The sequence below is a fragment of the Solitalea lacus genome, assembly GCF_022014595.1.
In the GTDB taxonomy this organism is placed as follows: domain Bacteria; phylum Bacteroidota; class Bacteroidia; order Sphingobacteriales; family Sphingobacteriaceae; genus Solitalea; species Solitalea lacus.
The window spans coordinates 2,477,674-2,494,314 of record NZ_CP091740.1; the positions used below are offsets into that span (position 1 = coordinate 2,477,674).

At 34.7% G+C, this 16,641-nt stretch carries 14 protein-coding genes; 7 read left to right on the forward strand and 7 right to left on the reverse strand.

The genetic code is table 11. The features are described 5' to 3' along the window. Positions 1-51: 51 nt before the first annotated feature. Positions 52-1,593, forward strand: a complete 1,542-nt coding sequence (gene ilvC / locus L2B55_RS10505; protein WP_237845221.1) for a ketol-acid reductoisomerase — start codon at positions 52-54, stop codon at positions 1,591-1,593. 621 nt (positions 1,594-2,214) lie between these two features. Continuing rightward, entirely contained in the window at positions 2,215-3,456 is a 1,242-nt protein-coding gene (locus L2B55_RS10510) for a competence/damage-inducible protein A (RefSeq protein ID WP_237845228.1), read from the forward strand. 8 nt (positions 3,457-3,464) lie between these two features. Here the strand turns inward: L2B55_RS10510 and L2B55_RS10515 are convergent, their stop codons facing one another. Together L2B55_RS10515 and L2B55_RS10520 are read right to left on the reverse strand one after the other, a co-directional pair. Further along, positions 3,465-4,850, reverse strand: coding sequence for an exonuclease domain-containing protein (locus L2B55_RS10515; RefSeq protein WP_237845242.1), 1,386 nt, complete (start codon positions 4,848-4,850; stop codon positions 3,465-3,467). Between the two features lie 112 nt (positions 4,851-4,962). After that, on the reverse strand, positions 4,963-5,439 hold the full coding sequence (locus L2B55_RS10520; RefSeq protein ID WP_237845244.1) for a MarR family winged helix-turn-helix transcriptional regulator: 477 nt from the start codon (positions 5,437-5,439) through the stop codon (positions 4,963-4,965). Between the two features lie 84 nt (positions 5,440-5,523). On the opposite strand from L2B55_RS10520, the gene L2B55_RS10525 reads away from it, so the two are divergent. The 3 genes from L2B55_RS10525 (at position 5,524) to L2B55_RS10535 (ending at position 9,578) form a co-directional block, all read left to right on the forward strand. Continuing rightward, positions 5,524-6,573, forward strand: a complete 1,050-nt coding sequence (locus L2B55_RS10525; RefSeq protein WP_237845245.1) for an HlyD family secretion protein — start codon at positions 5,524-5,526, stop codon at positions 6,571-6,573. A 5-nt stretch (positions 6,574-6,578) separates the two neighbouring features. After that, complete coding sequence (locus L2B55_RS10530; RefSeq protein WP_237845252.1) at positions 6,579-8,156, forward strand: DHA2 family efflux MFS transporter permease subunit; 1,578 nt, start codon at positions 6,579-6,581, stop codon at positions 8,154-8,156. Positions 8,157-8,273: 117 nt separating this feature from the next. Further along, entirely contained in the window at positions 8,274-9,578 is a 1,305-nt protein-coding gene (locus L2B55_RS10535) for a TolC family protein (RefSeq protein WP_237845259.1), read from the forward strand. A 235-nt stretch (positions 9,579-9,813) separates the two neighbouring features. On the opposite strand, the gene L2B55_RS10540 is transcribed toward L2B55_RS10535, so the two are convergent. Continuing rightward, a complete protein-coding gene (locus L2B55_RS10540) occupies positions 9,814-10,827 on the reverse strand; it encodes a cytochrome d ubiquinol oxidase subunit II (RefSeq protein WP_237845272.1) in 1,014 nt (337 codons plus the stop codon). Positions 10,828-10,886: 59 nt separating this feature from the next. Continuing rightward, positions 10,887-12,227 carry a cytochrome ubiquinol oxidase subunit I gene (locus L2B55_RS10545; protein WP_237845274.1) on the reverse strand — a complete coding sequence of 447 codons (1,341 nt, stop codon included), beginning with the start codon at positions 12,225-12,227 and terminating at the stop codon, positions 10,887-10,889. Between the two features lie 215 nt (positions 12,228-12,442). Between L2B55_RS10545 and L2B55_RS10550 the strand changes: the two genes are divergently transcribed. Then, positions 12,443-12,826, forward strand: coding sequence for a hypothetical protein (locus tag L2B55_RS10550; protein WP_237845276.1), 384 nt, complete (start codon positions 12,443-12,445; stop codon positions 12,824-12,826). Between the two features lie 46 nt (positions 12,827-12,872). Here L2B55_RS10550 and L2B55_RS10555 read toward each other — a convergent pair whose 3' ends face one another. The 3 genes from L2B55_RS10555 to L2B55_RS10565 are packed head-to-tail and all read right to left on the reverse strand — an operon-like array spanning position 12,873 to position 15,201. After that, complete coding sequence (locus L2B55_RS10555; RefSeq protein WP_237845281.1) at positions 12,873-13,505, reverse strand: uridine kinase family protein; 633 nt, start codon at positions 13,503-13,505, stop codon at positions 12,873-12,875. Positions 13,506-13,512: 7 nt separating this feature from the next. After that, the gene (locus tag L2B55_RS10560) at positions 13,513-14,403 is read right to left on the reverse strand and encodes a LysM peptidoglycan-binding domain-containing protein (RefSeq protein ID WP_237845286.1); all 891 of its coding nucleotides are present in this window, start codon (positions 14,401-14,403) and stop codon (positions 13,513-13,515) included. Positions 14,404-14,424: 21 nt separating this feature from the next. Continuing rightward, complete coding sequence (locus L2B55_RS10565; protein ID WP_237845293.1) at positions 14,425-15,201, reverse strand: DUF4905 domain-containing protein; 777 nt, start codon at positions 15,199-15,201, stop codon at positions 14,425-14,427. Between the two features lie 46 nt (positions 15,202-15,247). Between L2B55_RS10565 and L2B55_RS10570 the strand changes: the two genes are divergently transcribed. After that, positions 15,248-16,588 (forward strand): NfeD family protein, encoded by a 1,341-nt coding sequence (locus L2B55_RS10570; RefSeq protein ID WP_237845295.1) that lies wholly within the window; start codon positions 15,248-15,250, stop codon positions 16,586-16,588. The last annotated feature ends 53 nt before the right edge of the window (positions 16,589-16,641 follow it).

Below are 16,641 nucleotides of genomic sequence, written 5' to 3' on the forward strand. Positions count from 1 at the left end.
AGCTGTTAAGAGACAAAAAAACAATCTATTAACTAAATAACGAGAACTAAAATGGCTGAAATCAATTTTGCAGATACGGCAGAAGAAATTGCAACACTAGAGGAATCAAGAACTAATTATTTCAATACACTTTCATTAAGAGAGAAATTAAACCAATTGGGGGTATGTGAGTTTTTAGACAACAATCATTTTGCTGACGGGGTAGAAGTATTAAAAGGTAAAAAAATTGTAATCGTTGGCTGTGGAGCTCAAGGACTTAACCAAGGTCTAAACTTAAGAGATTCAGGGTTAAACGTATCTTATGCTTTACGTCAAGAAGCTATTGATGCTAAGCGCCAATCATGGAAAAGCGCCACAGAAAATGGATTTGTTGTAGGTACTTATGAAGAATTAATTCCGACAGCCGATGTTGTAATTAATTTAACCCCTGATAAACAGCACACGGCGGTGGTTTCGGCAGTTATGCCTTTAATGAAAAAAGGAGCTACATTATCTTATTCACACGGCTTTAACATTGTTGAGGAAGGAATTAAAATCCGTAAAGATATCACGGTAATTATGGTTGCTCCCAAGTGTCCGGGAACAGAGGTGCGTGAAGAATATAAGAGGGGTTTTGGTGTACCAACCCTAATTGCAGTTCACCCTGAAAATGATCCGGAAGGTAAAGGTTGGGCTCAAGCAAAAGCATACGCAGTTGGAACAGGTGGCCATAAAGCTGGTGTTTTAAAGTCATCATTTGTTGCCGAAGTAAAATCGGATCTTATGGGAGAACAAACAATTTTATGCGGTTTATTGCAGACTGGTTCAATCCTTTGTTTTGATAAAATGATTGAGAAAGGAATAGATGGTGGTTATGCTGCAAAACTAATTCAATATGGTTGGGAAGTAATTACCGAAGCCTTAAAGCAAGGTGGTATTACTGCTATGATGGATCGTCTTTCAAATCCTGCTAAGATCAAAGCTTTTGAGGTTTCGGAAGAGTTAAAATCCATCATGCGTCCCTTGTTCCAAAAACATCAAGACGACATTATGAGTGGCGTATTTTCATCAACCATGATGGAAGACTGGGCTAATAACGATATTAAATTATTGACTTGGAGAGCTGCCACCGGTGAAACTTCTTTTGAAAAAACTACTCCATCCGATGTAAAAATTACCGAGCAGGAGTTTTTCGATAATGGTTTGTTAATGGTTGCTATGGTTAGAGCTGGTGTTGAATTAGCTTTTGAAACTATGGTTGAAGCAGGTATTAAACCTGAATCGGCATATTACGAATCATTGCATGAAACTCCATTAATTGCCAATACTATTGCCCGTAAAAAGCTATTTGAAATGAACCGTGTAATTTCTGATACTGCTGAATATGGATGTTACTTGTTTGATCATGCTTGCAAACCTTTATTGGCTGATTACATGAAAACAGTTGAAACAGATATTATTGGTAATAACTATAACGATGGCAAAGATAATGGAGTGGATAACAAACAGTTAATTGCCGTAAATAAAACTATTCGTTCACATCAAATTGAAGCAGTTGGAGACTTCTTACGTCAGGCAATGACAGCTATGAAGGCTATTAATACAGTTGCTTAAATACAGCAGAAGCCTCTAAAGGAGGCTTTTGTTTTACAATATTTACGTTTTTCAGAATAACTTTTCTCAATCTCAACCAAATCAAGAAATCCCCCGTTATATAGCGGGGGATTCTTGTTTCAACCTACTTAAACTAGCTCCTCTGTACCATGCGAAAAAAACAGCACATATTGCATTAAGTGAAGGTGAACGATAAACTTTCCATTTCTGTTGTTGGTCAGTAAACAAAAGTTTAATCCTTCAAAACAATGCATCCGCATTTAACTAAAAAGGAGTTTTTCTTTATTTTTTTGATGTTTTCCTTTCCGCATTGAGAAATAAATGTAAGTGCCGATTACTGGCAAAAAAATCGATAATAATACCCAAAAAAACATGTTCGAAACCTTATTTTTATAAGCGTCGACAGTTACCATAATAATGCAGGTCGACATTGTAATACTTACCAGGACCGCGATAAGTAAACATACAATAAAAGCAAACATTTTGATCGGTTTTTAGTTGGTTTAAATGCAATGTGTTTGGTTTTCTATCTACTTATACTTTTACTAACAGTTTAAAGTTTCAACTTTAACATTAAGTTTTTAAAATAATTTAGTCATTTTCGTAAAAATTAATTAACAAATGTTAGCTGAAATAATCACAATAGGAGATGAAATATTAATCGGTCAGGTAGTTGATACCAATTCAGCCTGGATGGGGGAGAAGCTAAATGAAATTGGCATTTCTGTAAAGCAAATCACCTCGATTAGTGACAATAAGCATGCTATTATACAAGGACTAACTGAAGCTTGTGCTCATGCTGATATCATTTTGATAACAGGTGGTTTGGGCCCTACAAAAGATGATATTACCAAACATTCTTTATGTGATTTTTTTGGATCAAAACTAAGAGTTGACGAAGCTGCTCTTGAAAACGTAAAAGGACTATTTAAACGATTTAACAGGCCTATGCTGGAAGTAAATTTAAAACAGGCAGAGGTACCTGATAATTGTTCGGTAATTCAAAACCAGAATGGAACAGCTCCGGGTATGTGGTTTGATTATAATAATAAAATTATAGTATCAATGCCAGGCGTACCATTTGAAATGATCGGGATGATGGAAAGCTATGTTTTGCCACAACTAAAAGAACGTTTCAATATCAATAATATAATCCATAAAACCATTATTACTGCTGGAATAGGAGAATCGTTTTTAGCGAAAGAAATTGAAGAAATTGAAGACAATCTGCCATCAAATATAAAGCTTGCTTATCTGCCAAAATTAGGTCAGGTTAGACTTAGATTAAGTGCAACAGGAACTAATAAAGAACAATTAAATAATGAAGTAAACCATTTTGCTAAACAAATTATTGAAAAAGTAAATGAACATGTAATTGCTGTAGATGATATAAGTATTCAAGAAGCAATATTAAAGACATTATCAGAAAATAATAAAACACTTTCAACTGCCGAAAGTTGTACCGGTGGCTATATTGCACATTTAATTACCAGTATTCCAGGTTCTTCAAAAGCTTTTATGGGAGGTGCGGTTACTTATAGCAATGAATTAAAGCAACAAATGGTAGGCGTTAAAGCTGAAACTTTAGAAAACCATGGTGCCGTAAGTGAAGAAACTGTAAAAGAAATGGCCATTGGCGCTCTTAAAACTTATAACACTGATTATTCTATTGCCTGTTCGGGAATTGCCGGTCCGGATGGAGGAACACCAGAAAAACCTGTAGGAACAGTTTGGGTAGCAGTAGCTAGTAAAAATGATGTTATTGCAAAAAAATTCTTGTTTGGAAACAAACGCATTCAAAATATAGAACGAACAGCGATAAACGGATTATATATGCTTTGGAAGTTGATCAAAACCCAATAATAAAAAACTCAAAAGCAACTATTAAAGTAAACACATTTCCCTGGATTATTAATTACATATTGGTAAAGTAGGTTTTTAACGTAATCATACGATGAACATACCGTTAAGGTTTGTTTTAAGGAATCTACATTATTCCAGATAGTATGGTCATCAATAAATCCCATACCGTAAAATTCGCCTTTTAGCACTAGCAAACAACTTTTTTCATTTTCATTACGACCATCATCAATGATGGCAAAAGATGGTAAATAGTTGCTTACTGCAGCTAGGGCCATTTCTACTCGTTCATTATAGGTTACAAAAGACTCATCCCCTTTACAAGCACCTCTGCATTCTGGAGAACACATTTCTGAATGATTGCCTAAAAAGCATAGCTTGCTGCACAATTCATAATCCTCTGTTAATTGGTGTAGAAATCTATATCCCTCATTTAATGTATTGAATGTTGCAAGAGCTGTAAAATTCTTGATTTTTTTACTAATCGCCAATCTTTTATATCCGTTCTGTGCGTCAAACAAATACAGTCCATACAACTGATCATACTGCTTTAAAGAACGATTGTATTTAGGCCAATACTTCTTTATTTCCAATGCTTCAAGAACAAAGGAATATAACTCAGTTCCACATTCAGTAAATGAAATACTGTAAATATTTCTCAAAAACTCTTGTTTTTGCTGATTAGGTTTATTGTTTGTAAAATGACTTAAAACCCTTTTTTTTAGATCTACAGCTTTGCCTATATATATAATTTTGCCTTTCTTATCATAGAAATAGTAGACTCCCGGTGCATGGGGAAGGTTCTCAACATGTTCTTTAGGTAGATTTGCCGGCAAGGAAGCCTCCTTCGAACCTTTTTTAAGCGAAAGTTCAATAAATCCATCAAAATCATTATCAAGCAATTTTGAGAATAAAACAGTAGTTGCACATGCATCTCCTCCCGCGCGATGTCTGTTTTCCAATGTAATGGATAACTGTTTACATAATTTACCCAAGCTATAAGAGGGAAATCCAGGAAATATCTTACGCGCTAAACGGACAGTACAAAGCTTCTTGGTTTGTAGTTTATAGTTTAATAAATCGAATTGATGATGCAGGAAGGAGTAATCAAAATTTACATTGTGAGCAACAAAAATTTTGTCTTCTAATATTTCAAAAAGGTCTCCAGCAATTTCCCTGAATAGGGGAGCATTACTCACCATTTCATTGGTAATACCTGTTAGAGCCTGTATATGTATTGGAATAGGAACACCAGGATTTACCAAGGTTTCATATTTATCAACGATAGTGAAGCCATCATGAACAAATACGGCGACTTCTATAATGTTATTCCCACTAGCGTAGCCACCGGTAGTTTCAATATCGACTATTGCGTATAAATTTCTTTCCGCCTGCATAACGAAAAAATAAGTTGACGCAAAGATAATAGATTGCTAATTATTTTAGCTATAAATTAATTTTTAGTAATTAACTTACTGTATATCTACAATAAACTATTTTTATTAGTTTTTATTTTTGCTTTTCTTCAAAATGGTTGCTCATTTCATTGGCAATAGATAAAAAAATGTCTACTTTTTCTTTACCTAAAGCAGCGTCCATTTCTGCTCTTATTTCATTTATACATTGTTGAACATCTATAATCAATTTTGCCCCTTTATCAGTTAATAAAACCAAAACAGCCCTCGAATCTTTAGGGTCTTTAATAGTTTCAACATATCCCTTTTCTTCAATATCCTTTACTAATTTGCTCATTGCCTGTTTAGAAATCTTTGCACGGTCAGCAAGTGTAACGATATTGGATCCTTCTATATCAATATTGGCAAACACTGCCGTATGCTGATAGGTACATGTTGAATACCCCAATTCTTGCATTTTAATCATCACTCGAGAACTGAAATGCATTCTCAACCGATTGACTGTTCTTCCCATACTGTTAATACGGCTTTCACGTAAATTTTCTAAATCTTTTCGAATTGTATCCTGCATATCGATTCAATAATTTTCACAAAAATAGTCAATATAGTTGACAATATAGTCAACTTGGTTTACTTTTGCGCTGATTTTAGATATATGGATAGTACAAATAAAGCACCTAAGCCGGCAAAGAAACTAATTAGCAGAGTACTAATAGTGCTGGCAATTATTGCAATAGCAATTATTGGATTTAAAAAGTTAAACTTCTTTTTTACACATGAAACAACCGATAATGCGCAGGTTGAAGGCCATATGACCCCAATCTTATCTAGGGTTTCGGGTTATGTAAAGAATGTAAAAGTTCAAGACTATCAAAACGTCAAGATTGGTGACACAATAGCTACTATTGACGACTCCGAACTTCAAATTGCCATGCAGCAATTAGAAGCAGATTATTTGACTGCACTTGCTGATTTGGAAAACGCAAAAGCATCATTGAAAAATGCACAACTAGTGCATAATTTAAGCAGAACTAACTTAAGTTTAAATCAGATTAAGGCCAATAAAGCATCGACTGACTATAAACGGGATCAGAATCTATTCAACGATCAAGCTATTACTTCGAAACAAGTTGAAGACTCAAAAATTAATCAGGAATTAAGTCAAAAACAACTCGTGGCATCTGCCGAAGATGTAGAAATTTCCGCATCAAAAATTCCGATGATGGAGGCTGTCGTTGCAAAGGCACAAGCGAACGTTGCCCAGAAAAAAGCTAAAATAGAAGAACAACGACTGAAGCTTTCTTACACAGCAGTACTAGCAACTTCCTCAGGAAAAATTGGAAAGAAGAATATTGAAAGAGGGCAGTTTATACAACCCGGACAACCATTAATGACCATTATTGATGGAAATGAATTTTGGGTTGTTGCCAATTTTAAAGAAACTCAAATAGGGAAAATGCGAGTTGGTCAAACAGCTAAGATTATAATTGATAGCTATCCTGATTTGGATATTATGGGTAAAATTATTTCAATTTCAGAAGCCACAGGAGCAAAATTCTCATTACTTCCACCAGATAATGCTACAGGAAACTTTGTAAAGGTAACTCAACGAGTACCGGTTAAAATTCAATTGAATAATCCGGAAAAATATCGGGAATATCTAAAATCAGGTTTAAGCTTGGATGTCTCAGTTAATATCAATTAATCAATATGGCTGTATCTGGGTTTAAGAAGTGGATTGTAGTAGTTACCGTCATTTCGGCAGCAATGATGGAACTAATCGATACTTCAATTGTAAATGTAGCTTTATCACAAATGAGTGGTAGTTTGGGAGCCTCTATTGAAGATATTGCATGGGTGATTACTTCATATGCTATTGCTAACGTAATTATTATTCCAATCACGGGTTTTTTGGCAAGATATTTTGGTCGTAAAAACTATTACCTAGGTTCTATAATTTTATTTACTGTTGCCTCATATTTTTGTGGCCAATCTACAAATTTATGGGAACTGGTATTTTTCAGATTTGTTCAAGGTATAGGTGGAGGGGCTTTATTATCAACATCACAGGCTATATTATTTGATAATTTTAAAGTTGAAGAGCGACCGCTTGCTTCGGCTTTATTTGGTATGGGTGTTATTATGGGTCCGGCATTTGGCCCAACTTTAGGGGGGATTATTATTGACAATTATTCCTGGCCACTCATTTTTGATATCAATATCCCTTTTGGCATTATAGCTGCAATACTGGTTTATTTCTTCGTTGACAAAAAGTCTGAAGAATACAATATTGACCGAAAAAGTATTCGAATCGACATAGTTGGAATTGTATTATTAGCTGTTGGTGTTGGAGCCTTACAATTTGTATTGGAAAAGGGAGAATCCGAAGACTGGTTTCAAACATCATATATTTCCTGGACATGTGTATTGGCAATCATAGGTATTATCGGATTCATTTTGTGGGAATTAAAAACTGATAATCCGGTGGTGAATATTCGTGTAATGCAAAATAAAACTTTGGCCTTTACAACAGTTTTAACATTCATTTTGGGATACGGTTTATTTGCTGCAGTATTTATTTACCCGGTTATGGTGCAAAGGATAATGGGTTACACCCCAACAATGACAGGCATGTCACTTATTCCCGGAACTTTAAGTGCATTTTTCATTTTACCAATTATAGGTAAAGCAATGACAAAAGGCGTTTCACCCAAAGTATTTATTTCGTTAGGATTTGTAGCTTATATTGTTTTTACCTTTTGGATGGGGTCTTTTACAGCAGAAGCCAGTAGTGGTGATTTTTTTTTACCATTGATTTTCCGGGGGTTAGGTGTGGCATTGTTAACTGTTCCTTTAACTAATCAAGCTATAATGGGATTAGCACCCAAAGATATACCTCAGGGAATTGCAATAAACAATATGATGCGACAATTGGGTGGTTCCTTCGGGATTGCATTAACCAATACATATGTGGCTAACCGTGTTGCCGTACATAGAAATGATTTGATTTCAAATGTTACCGAAGGAAACTTCCTGGCTTCAGAAAGAATCAACCAACTTACTCAAGCCTTTTATTCAAAAGGATTTTCATTTGATGTTGCTAAAAATCAAGCAATGCATGTACTGGATGGTATGGTAACTAAGCAGGCTTTTTTAATGAGTTACTTAGATGCATTTAGATTAGTTGGTTTGTTTTTTGTGATATGCATACCTTTAATTTTATTGGTAAAAAAAGGCAAGAAACCATCTGAAGAAGCTATAAAAGCAGCTGCTGAGGCCGCTCATTAGGAAATACAGCACTACTTTTCCTATTGTATTAGTTAGTAAAAACTTATTCATAAGATGTTGTATAATACTTGGTAATATTTACCTAAGGATTAACAGCAAATAAAAATTATAAGCTAAATGAACAAAAAATATTTATTCAGCATATTTTCATTGGTAGTGTCACTTCCAGTATTAGCGCAAAACAATCAATCATCAGCCTTAAATGAGATTGTTGCAAAGGCAATAGATTACTATCCTAAACTAAAAGAGCAAAAGGCCCAGCTGGAAATAGGTGATATTAAAACTGATATCAGTAAAAGTAAATTCAGGCCCAATGTCACCGCTGATGCTTCATACCATCACGTTTACCCCAACTCATATGTTGAGCAGGGAGGAAATAAGTTAGAGTTTTTCCCTTTGAATCAATGGAATACAGCTGTGAATATGAGTCAGCTGGTTTTTGATTTTGGAAAGACGAATTCCGAGATAGCCAAAAGCAAAAGTGAGAAAGTGTTATCTGAAAATTTATTCAAAAACACCTCTTTCAATTTCGCATATCAGGTTGCAAATGTGTACAATGGCATTGTTTTCTTAAACAAAAGCATTGATGCTATTGATGCACAAATAGAGGTACTGAATGGAACAAAGAAAATGATTGAAAGTCGGATTAAGTACGGTGTAGGTATTGAGTTTGATTTAGTTTCTACCCAGGTTAAACTAAACGATGCATTGAATAGAAAAACTGAATTAGAAAACGGCTTAAAAAAACAGGTTATTCTCTTAAACACACTTTCTGGAACTGCCACAACAACTGATTCTAAAGGTTATAAACTTTTTGATTATGAATTAACAGAGCACAATGCCGATTCAGTTTTCTCTATTGCTCAAAGCAACAATACAGAACTAACAACAGCACGTTCAAAACAAAATGTAGCAGCCACTGAATTAAAGGTTACTGAAAAAAACTGGGCACCTTCACTGGTTTTTATGGGCGGCTTAGGATATAAAAATGGTTATTTACCCGGTAGTCTTTATGATATGAAATTTAATTATAATGTCGGAGCCGGTCTTTCCATTCCAATCTATACTGGCGGAAGAAACGACAATCAGCACAACATTTCAAAGGTAAATTATAAGGCTGCTCAATATAATTTAGATGCAGTAAGTATCAACCTAAAAAAAGACATTGAACAAAACATTGCAGATGAAAGCACAGCCAAACAAAAAGTAATTTTTTCATCAACCCAGTTAGAACAAGCTCAAAAAGCCCTTGATATAGCTAATTCACGTTTTAAGAATGGAGTCATTACTAATATAGAGCTGTTAGATGCTCAAAGTAACTTACTAAAGGCTAAAGTAGATAAAATTCAATTTGAGTATCAATTGGCCACAACTCAGCTTGAATTAAAACGATTAATGGGTATTCAATTTTGGGGTAAATAAAACTGTTTCATCAATAGATTGTATTTTCGAGCCGACATTCACATACATGAATGTCGGTTTTTAATGATTCAACATTCATTACTATGACCAAACTTTTAGCAATCTTATCCCTATTTTTTTAAGCAATGTAAAAACTTGAAAACGAGGCCAGAAAATAGAATCTTGGGCTGTGGCGATCCGAATAATCTAGCAGATTAAAATTGGAAATTATTTAATAAAGAACCCGCATTACAACCTAATATTCATGCTCTTTATGCTGAAAACTATAATAGAGATAAAATAAAGCAGGAAGTATAAAAACACTCCCAATGATTAACGCCCAAGCAAGAGCAGATAAGGTACTTTGCGGCGCAGTATCTTCAATTAATGTGATGTAGTTTCCATCGCTTAACATTATAAAGGCAGGAAAATATTCATACCCGACTGCAAATAATATCATTGTAATTTGAAAGCCGGAAAGTATTCGAACAATGTTCTTGGCTTTGTTTTTCAATAAATAGTCCCAAAGGAAAAATAATGATATCGAGGCAGCAATAATTGCCAATAAACTTATTTTATTTGTCAACAACCCTCTATAAAGCGGAATACCATCTACTTCAGCAATAACAAAAACAAGTGCACCAGCTAAAACGGTTAATATATTCATTCGCTTGGCTTTACGGATAAAAATCTTTATATCCTCTTGGTTTTGAGCTTCTCCAATTAAATAAACAGCAGCCAAAAAACCGCAAATACAAACCGTAAACAAACCAACACTAATAGAGAAAAGGTTAAACCAGGGAGCTATAAATGCGTCTTGAAAAGTAGTTGCTTGCAAATTAATTTTCCCTCCGATTAAAGAACCAGCTATTATACCTAAGAAAAAAGGAGTGATAAAGCTTGAATAAACAAAAATCAGGTTATATACTTTTTGCATATCATCTTTCACCGCATCATAATGACGAAAGACAAAAGCGGTGCCACGAGCAATAATACCAAAAAGCATTACAAGTAAAGGAATATGCAAATGAACCGATAATGTTGAATAAACTACTGGAAAGCCAACAAACAGAATAACAATGGTAATAATAAGCCACATGTGATTGGCTTCCCAAATTGGCCCAATAGCACGATAAGTGAGCTGTCTTGTTTTATTTTTTGTAACCTCTGAACTAAATAACTCAATAATCCCGGCCCCAAAATCAGCACCACCTAATAGCAAGTATAACAGAATAGAAAGTCCTAAAAAAAGTATATCTATATAAAGCATTTAATAACAGTTTATAAGGGTTTTAAATCTACCTCAGCTTTTATCATCCATGTAATCTTCTACATCAAATTTATTTTAAATGAAGAGTTTTCATCTTTATCATATTTTAATGGAATACTTCTGATCTGACGATAAAGCAGAAATGTCACCATTATACTTAATGAGACGTACACAGCTGAATATAGGTAAAAGGAATACTGGATACCTGGCATTGGAGTTACAGCTTCAGCAGTGCGCATTACCCCATAAATTATCCAGGGCTGACGACCAATTTCTGTCACCATCCACCCGGCCTCCAAGGCAATATATCCAAGAGGAGTTAACACCACGAATAACTTAAAAAACCAGCTCGCTTGCAGCCAGTTCTTCTTCTTGAATAGAGCAATATGAAATAAAATGCCTGCAATCATTAAAACCATACCACAACCCACCATAACTTGAAATGCAAAATGAGTAATTGCTACGGGAGGGTGTTCTACCTCAGGAATACTGTCCAAGCCTTTTACTTCAGCATTAAAGTTTCCATGTGCCAAATAACTTAAAGCTCCAGGGATTTTAATTGCGTAGTCAATCTTCTTTTCCTTTACATTAGGAATCCCTCCAATAATTAGTGATGCTCTTTTTTCAGTTTTAAAATGCGCCTCCATAGCTGCAAGTTTTGCTGGTTGACGAACTGCAACATCCTTTGCCGAAATATCGCCGCTTATGGGCTGTAAAATGGCGAATACCGAACCAAAAGATGCCGCAATTTTAAAAGCCTTCCAATGAAACAGAGAATTCCTGCCTCTTAGGATCATTAAAGCATGAATGCCGGCTACTGCAAAACCAGTAGAAACAAAAGCCGCTATTGTCATGTGCAGTGCTTGCGAGAACCAGGCATCATTTAACATTGCTTTAATAGGATCAACATTTAAATACTGACCATTCGCAAAATCAAATCCGGAAGGGCTGTTCATCCATGCATTAGCAGCAACAACCAAAATCCCAGAAGCTAAACCAGTTATACCCACCATTAGTCCGGTAAACCAATGAAACCATGCACTAAACTTATTCCATCCGTACAGATAAAAGCCCAGCGCTATCGCTTCAATAAAGAATGCAGTACCTTCAAGCGAAAAGGGCATACCAAAAATTGGCCCTGCATGTTTCATAAAAGCAGGCCAGAGCAGACCCAACTCAAAAGAAAGCATGGTACCAGAAACCGCCCCTGTAACAAAAAAAATTGCCACTCCTTTACTCCAAGCTTTGGTCAGGTTTTTGTACTGAATATCACCTGATTTAATCCATTTATAATGAGAAACGGCCATGAAAAAAGGCATTGCCATGCCTATACAAGAAAATATAATATGAAAACCCAAAGAAAGGGCCATTTGGGAACGGGCAGCTAGTAGATTTTCCATGTTACCAAATTTATTAAAAGAACATCTTATAAGCACTTAAAAAGATTTGTTTGCAATAAAATAATTCGAGTCATATCAATTTAAAAACGGTCTTTGGTAACAGATAAAACAATTGAAATATGATTTCGAAAAGTTCATTTTTTTTATAAAATTTATATAAGATAAATCGATCAGATTATCGAATAAATGTTAGGTATTAACTAAATTTTACGCTTATGAGCAGCACAATGCCAGCAACCGAACTTCACGGTGAAATTACAGAGTGGAAAAACCTGGTAAACTTGATTCGCGATGAACTAAAAATGTTCAATCACAGTTTAACGGAAGTGGTCAAAAAGAATACTTCTGAAGCCATGCCTTATGTTGAACATTTTCAGAATCAGTTTATCAGACAAAATGAAGTTTCAGACGAACTCTTCCACGATTTGAAACAAGCCGATAAGGCTATCAAAACAAAGGCGGAGGAAGATGGAACGGAAATTGAACAATTAGTAGTAGATAATCCAATAGAGTTAAGAAGTAGAACAGACTCCTATAGAAAGCTATTTAATGAACTAAAAGTGGAATATCATAACTTTCTATCTAAATACCAGAATTAATTAAAAAGGCCTTTTAACTAATTAAAAGGCCTTTTTTAATGTATTGTTAAGGTGTGTTCTTTTTCAGCAGCCTTTCTTCTACTGCATGCTTAAACCCTATAAAATCAATATCTTCAATTTCATTGTTATCAATTATAATGTCAGCCTTTAATTTATGAGGTAACAAAAACTCGCTATAAGCAGGCATTACATGATTTTCCCATTTATACATAATGTCTTCATGTGAATAACCGCGTTCTTCCTGATCGCGTTTTAAACGACGCTTAAGGGCTAACTCCTCGTGCGCATCTATAAAAATACGCATATCAAGTATTTGGTTAATACCAGCAAAATGAAAAATGAATAAACCTTCAATTACAACAATAGGAGCAGGTCTACATTCCAACATTCGAGGTATTGCATTAGGATTGTTAAAAGTATATTCTTTTTTTAATACCGATTCCCAATGTAAAAGCTTTTCAACATCCGACTGAAATTTATCATTATCAATAGTTCGCGGAAGATCAAAGTTATAAAGCTTATTTTCCTCAGGTGTTAATTCTCCTACAGGAATGTAGTAATCATCTTGCGATATTATTACTAGTTGATCCTGATCAAAATATTTATATAAAGAACGTAAAAAATAGGTTTTGCCAGAGCCACTTCCACCTGCAATTCCAATTACAAAAGGCTTGGTCATTTTATTTCTACAACGCGTAAGATAATTCAATACGGAATTTCTGATCACGCACTCCTAAAGTGCTGGCAGCTGATTTGGAAATAACAATCAAAACATTTTTAGTATCAGAACTTTCCGGGAAATTACCTACTACTTTTACATAACCACTTTTATTGGTCATAGGGTTGGTAATTTTTATAATTGTTCCGATGGGAGCAGAACGGTGCAATGCAACACTTTTTGCTTGATTCAAATCATTATCGTTGATCCATGTTGCCAAACCTGTTTCATGGATTTCTTTTCCAACCTTTCCAGGTTGAGAAACAGGACTAACTGATTCAGTGTTTTCAACTACCGTGGCTTCTTCTTTAGTTTCAACTTTTACAGCTGCCGGTTTCATAACCGGTTTTACTTCTTCCTGCTTCTCAACCTTAACAGGTGTATCTACTGGTTTAGCAGCCGTCGAAGCAGTTAATGTACCTTTTGAACCTGGTATAATTTTTAATTTCTGACCTATTTTAACACTGTTAGAAGAAAGATTATTCAAGGTTAAAATATCCTCAACAGCAACCCCATACTTTCTTGAAATTGAAAACATAGTTTCCCCAGTAGTAACTGTATGTTCAATAGATTTACCTCCAACAACAGTCGTATTACTTTTTTTTAAGGCAAGGTTCTTTTTATAAACTTTTAAAGTATCGCCAATTCTAATTGGAGCCTTATCATTGAATTCCATAAGTTCAGATGGACTTACATGATATTTCCTACTAATAGAATAATAATTTTCTTTTGACTCGATGATATGAAGAATTACAGGTTTTCCTTTAAACTCACCAATACCAAGTGAATCAATAGTTGAGGCTTTGGCTAAGCTGCTAGCACCCAAAACCGTAAATAGTAGTAGTCCAAATCTCTTCATAATGATTAATTGTAAGCGCAATTATAAGAAATAACACACAAATTCTGTTTGGTTTTTTAAATACATTAAGTAGTTTTTGTAAACAAAAAACGTGTCAAATCCTGTTTTTTGTATCCCTGTTCGCATTTTATCTTCCCAAATAGGAATATCTCCATCATCAAAAACATAAACCGAACTTGTAATAAACTGATTATCTTGCAAATAAACAGAATAGATACTTTTTTTATCAATAGTTAAATACTCGGCCGAAATTACATCACATTTGTCACCGATTTGTTGAGGTATTTGCTCAATGGGAATTTCAAAGGGCATTTTAACAGACCTGTTCTGAAACATAGGACTATCACCTGCAATCAAATTCTTAATTTCCTCCCCTGTAAACTTATTTAGAAAAACATTTTTTCTTGGCTCAAACTTAGGATTAAATGCTTTAAAACAACCTACTGTATCTCCATCATAGGTCAGACTATAGTTTTCCCAAAGCTTTGTACCGTTAAAGGCATCATAAGCAAGCATTCCTTTATGTTCTGGTGTAGTTTCACCAACATAATAATGCAGTAGCAATACTCCACTTGAAATAGTTTCAATTCCACAGAACCAGTTTTCTTCCAGTTTTAATTCGTTAAAAGTGATTTTCCTTTTTTTTAGGTCAATACAAGAAAAAGTAGTGGTTTTAATTTCCTGATTACGAATCTCTAAAGCTACAAGATCATTTTCTTCATCAATGCAAATCCGCCATACAATTCCGCTAAACACTTTAGAAAGATGAGTATTTCGATTATCTTTAAGTAATTCCATCAGGCTTTAAAAATTTAACTAAGTTAACAGAACCAAAACAAAAACTATGATCAGAGGTTTAATTATTTCTATTATCTCCTTATTATCAATCTGTTACTATTCATTGGCTCAAGAAACAAGTAAAGTTAGAGTTTATCAGTTTAGAATAAATGAAGAAATTGCTCCCGGTACCTGGAGAAAAGTCAAACAAGCATTTTCCGAAGCTGAAAGTTATAAAGCCGAGATAATTGTTATTGACTTGAATACCTATGGTGGAATGTTGGAAATTGCGGATTCCATTAGAACTAAAATACTCGAATCACCAATTAAAACCATTGTATTTATAAATAATAATGCTGCATCAGCTGGAGCATTGATTGCCATTGCTTGTGATAGAATTTATATGCGTACTGCAGCAAGTTTGGGTGCTGCCAGTGTTGTTAACCAAACCGGGCAAGTGATGCCTGAAAAATATCAATCATATATGCGCTCATTAATGCGTTCAACTGCTGAAGCCAATGGACGTAATCCTTTGATTGCAGAAGCTTTTGTAGACTCTAATACCTTAGTGCCCGGAGTAAAACAACGCGGTACAGTGCTAACATTCACTACTTCAGAAGCCATAAAAAACAATTATTGCGAGGGTACAGCCGAAAGCATTAAAGAGGTATTAATGAAAGAGAAGATAACCAGCTTTGAAATAAAGAAGCAACAGCTAACATGGATTGACCACTTATTAGATTTCCTAACCAAACCGGCAGTTAGCGGCCTGTTAATACTACTCATTATTGGAGGTATTTACTTCGAATTACAAGCTCCAGGAATCGGTTTTGCACTATTGGTTTCTGTAATTGCTGCGTTGCTCTTTTTTGCACCTCTTTATTTAGAGGGTCTGGCAGCAAACTGGGAAATCCTTTTATTTGTTGTAGGAGTATTACTGCTATTGGCAGAAATTTTTATTATCCCTGGATTTGGAATTGCGGGTATTGCAGGTATCATTTTTATTATTTGTGGGCTTGCCTTTAGTCTGGTTGCCAATGATATGTTTGACTTTAGATTTACAGGAGAAAAACTGATGAGCTCTTTTATGATAGTAATTGGTTCAATGTTTGGCTCAATAATTTTAGCCTTAATATTCGGCAAAAACTTATTTAAAAGTCCATTGTTTCAGCAAGCCGTTCTGAAAGATGAGCAAAGAGCAACAGAAGGATATGTCAGTTCAATACCTCAAGTTAATTTAACAGGAAGAACTGGAATTGCGGCAACTGATTTGCGTCCAGCAGGAAAAATAATAATTGATAACAATCGATATGATGCTTTATCAGAAGGAGAGTTCATAGTAAAAGGCACAAAAGTTGTCGTGATAAAACACGAAACAATTTCTATTTTTGTAAGGAAAGATTCTTAATCATCAATCTAGTAGCTACCATTCATTAAACAAGTGTTACCAATAAGTGTTTG

Coding starts and splice junctions, on each gene's coding strand:
- ilvC (WP_237845221.1), top strand. CDS start 52: ATGGCTGAAATCAATTTTGCAGATACGGCAGAAGAAATTGCAACACTA.
- L2B55_RS10510 (WP_237845228.1), top strand. CDS start 2,215: ATGTTAGCTGAAATAATCACAATAGGAGATGAAATATTAATCGGTCAG.
- L2B55_RS10515 (WP_237845242.1), bottom strand. CDS start 4,850: ATGCAGGCGGAAAGAAATTTATACGCAATAGTCGATATTGAAACTACC.
- L2B55_RS10520 (WP_237845244.1), bottom strand. CDS start 5,439: ATGCAGGATACAATTCGAAAAGATTTAGAAAATTTACGTGAAAGCCGT.
- L2B55_RS10525 (WP_237845245.1), top strand. CDS start 5,524: ATGGATAGTACAAATAAAGCACCTAAGCCGGCAAAGAAACTAATTAGC.
- L2B55_RS10530 (WP_237845252.1), top strand. CDS start 6,579: ATGGCTGTATCTGGGTTTAAGAAGTGGATTGTAGTAGTTACCGTCATT.
- L2B55_RS10535 (WP_237845259.1), top strand. CDS start 8,274: ATGAACAAAAAATATTTATTCAGCATATTTTCATTGGTAGTGTCACTT.
- L2B55_RS10540 (WP_237845272.1), bottom strand. CDS start 10,827: ATGCTTTATATAGATATACTTTTTTTAGGACTTTCTATTCTGTTATAC.
- L2B55_RS10545 (WP_237845274.1), bottom strand. CDS start 12,227: ATGGAAAATCTACTAGCTGCCCGTTCCCAAATGGCCCTTTCTTTGGGT.
- L2B55_RS10550 (WP_237845276.1), top strand. CDS start 12,443: ATGAGCAGCACAATGCCAGCAACCGAACTTCACGGTGAAATTACAGAG.
- L2B55_RS10555 (WP_237845281.1), bottom strand. CDS start 13,505: ATGACCAAGCCTTTTGTAATTGGAATTGCAGGTGGAAGTGGCTCTGGC.
- L2B55_RS10560 (WP_237845286.1), bottom strand. CDS start 14,403: ATGAAGAGATTTGGACTACTACTATTTACGGTTTTGGGTGCTAGCAGC.
- L2B55_RS10565 (WP_237845293.1), bottom strand. CDS start 15,201: ATGGAATTACTTAAAGATAATCGAAATACTCATCTTTCTAAAGTGTTT.
- L2B55_RS10570 (WP_237845295.1), top strand. CDS start 15,248: ATGATCAGAGGTTTAATTATTTCTATTATCTCCTTATTATCAATCTGT.